Consider the following 2,394-nt stretch of genomic DNA (forward strand, 5'->3'; position numbering starts at 1 on the left):
CAAATTTGTGTGACGAGAAAGTCATGTAGATGGCTGTTTGACAGAGTAATCCTCTGATTAAACCTATTGTTTCGTCAATAGTAGCCTAAGAGCAGGTGCAATATCTGTTGTGCTAAGCTGCTCTGAAAAGGTAACCCTCCCGAAAGGGGAAGAATGAACCGTGAGGGGATTTCAACGACCGCAAGCGTTATGCGGTCTGGGGGCTTGGCTCAATGGTATGGTTAGCGTAAGCGAACTGTCATTTAAAGGTCGTTAAGTCGAACAAGCCAAACAACGCTGACAGGCTTGAACCAAAAGGTAAAGCGGTTGGACATTCCTGTGAATTTTGGGAATGCACGAACATCAGAACCGTCGGCTGAGAGACAGAACCTAACCCATTGGTTTGGCATCTGCATGGAACTCGGTAAGCCTATATATCTCCCGCAAGGGTAAGCCGACCGCAAGGGAAGCCGAATGGTATGTAGGTATAAGAATGTGGAAAAAGCGAATGCCGTTCTGTAATGGGACGGATACGGATTGAGCCTAAGCCACGTGCGGCTATGACAACATCATCCGACACGAAAGTGGGCAGACTTCCACTTGGTAATTCTTTTACAAGATAACTTAAAGAACTTCTGAAAGAAGGAAAGCAAATGAACGAAAATAGAAATATCAAGTGTGCGCCTTCTGATCGAACCCAAAACTGGACCAGCATAGACTGGAACAAAGCAGAGGAGGCGGTCAAGAAGCTTCAGGCGCGTATTGTAAAAGCTCAGAAAGAAGGTAAGTATGGTAAAGTGAAAGCTTTGCAGTGGACGCTTACCCATTCGTTCTATGCCAAGGCATTGGCAGTGAAACGAGTGACCTCCAACAGTGGCTCAAAGACTTCGGGAGTCGACAAAGTACTTTGGAAAACCCCCGAGAGTAAATATAAGGCCATTGCCACGCTTAAGAGAAGAGGCTACAAACCACTTCCGTTAAAGAGAGTAAACATCAAGAAGAGTAACGGCAAACTTCGTCCGTTGGGCATACCCACGATGAAAGACCGTGCCATGCAGGCTCTTTACCTCATGGCACTCGACCCCGTGGCCGAGACAACCTCGGACAAATATTCATTCGGATTCAGAAAGAACCGTTGTTGCGCAGATGCAATGATTCGATGCCACACCCTTCTGTCTCGCACATACTCGCCCGAATGGGTGCTTGAGGGAGACATCAAGGGGTGTTTCGACCACATAAGCCATGATTGGCTTATCAACAACGTGCCGATGGATAAGTCTATTCTGAGAAAATGGCTCAAATGCGGATATGTTTTCAAGGGGGAGATGTTCCCGACTGATGAAGGAACGCCACAAGGTGGAATTATCTCACCTACGCTTGCCAACCTCGCCCTAAACGGCATAGAAAAGGCTCTCTCCGGATTTAAACAGACAACTCGTAAAGGAGTCCCTTACAATCCGAAAGTAAACCTTGTAAGATATGCCGACGATTTCATTGTTACCGGTGCGTCCAAAGAAATTCTTGAAAATGAGGTAAAACCTATCCTCATAGAGTTCTTCAAGGAGAGAGGGCTTGAACTGTCCGAAGAAAAGACAGTCATTACCCACATCTCAGAAGGGTTCGATTTTCTCGGTTTCAATGTTCGCAAATACAACGGCACGTTGCTCACCAAACCATCCAAGAAAGGAGTTAAGAAACTCACAGACAAGGTTAAGGAACTTTTGAAGTCACACAGGACGGTTAAGCAAGAGGAAATACTCATGATGTTGAATCCCATATTAACGGGATGGTCGATGTATTATCGCTACTGTGCGGCCTCGGAAACATTTAGAAAGACCGACCAAAAGATATTCAACATGATTTGGAGGTGGTGTCGCAGAAGGCATTCCAATAAATCTCTTGGATGGATTAAAAATCGATATTTTCATCGCGTGAATGGTAGGGATTGGTGCTTTGGCATCGCCAAGAAAGCAGAGAAGGGAAACACACATTTCCTTTTGGCTCGCCTCTTTGACACGAAGATAGCCAAATATCCTCAAATCAAGGGTGAGGCGAACCCCTACGACGCAGATTGGTACGACTACTTCCTTAATAGAAATCTTCTTCGGATGAAGGAGAGTCTGAAAGGAAGAAAATCCCTCATTTATATGTGGGAACGTCAGAACAGATGCTGTCCGTTGTGTGGAGAATCCATAACAAAGGACACTCCTTGGCGCACTATCATGCTCAATACTGATGGTGAGACCAAACTGCACATAGCACACGAGAACTGTTGTAAAACTCTTAAGAAGAAAGGAGAACTTTCATGAGCGTGCTTCATAGAAGTATTGAATTGCTTGAGCCGTGTGATGGGAAACTATCACGCACGGTTCTTAGGGGGGAAAGCGCCCGTAAGGGCGCTGACCTACCCGATCC

The 2,394-nt window shown here is 45.9% G+C and carries 1 protein-coding gene; it reads left to right on the top strand.

The genetic code is table 11. The annotated features are described in order from the left end of the window. The first annotated feature begins 632 nt into the window (after positions 1 to 632). Positions 633 to 2,288: a group II intron reverse transcriptase/maturase gene (gene ltrA / locus HC965_RS25875; protein ID WP_138273758.1), complete on the top strand. Its 1,656-nt coding sequence runs from the start codon at positions 633 to 635 to the stop codon at positions 2,286 to 2,288. Positions 2,289 to 2,394: the final 106 nt, after the last annotated feature.

Source organism: Bacteroides sp. GM023, from assembly GCF_014750685.1.
In the GTDB taxonomy this organism is placed as follows: Bacteria; Bacteroidota; Bacteroidia; order Bacteroidales; family Bacteroidaceae; genus Bacteroides.

Excerpts from the sequence above, each read along its gene's own strand:
- ltrA (WP_138273758.1), top strand. The coding sequence starts at position 633 with ATGAACGAAAATAGAAATATCAAGTGTGCGCCTTCTGATCGAACCCAA.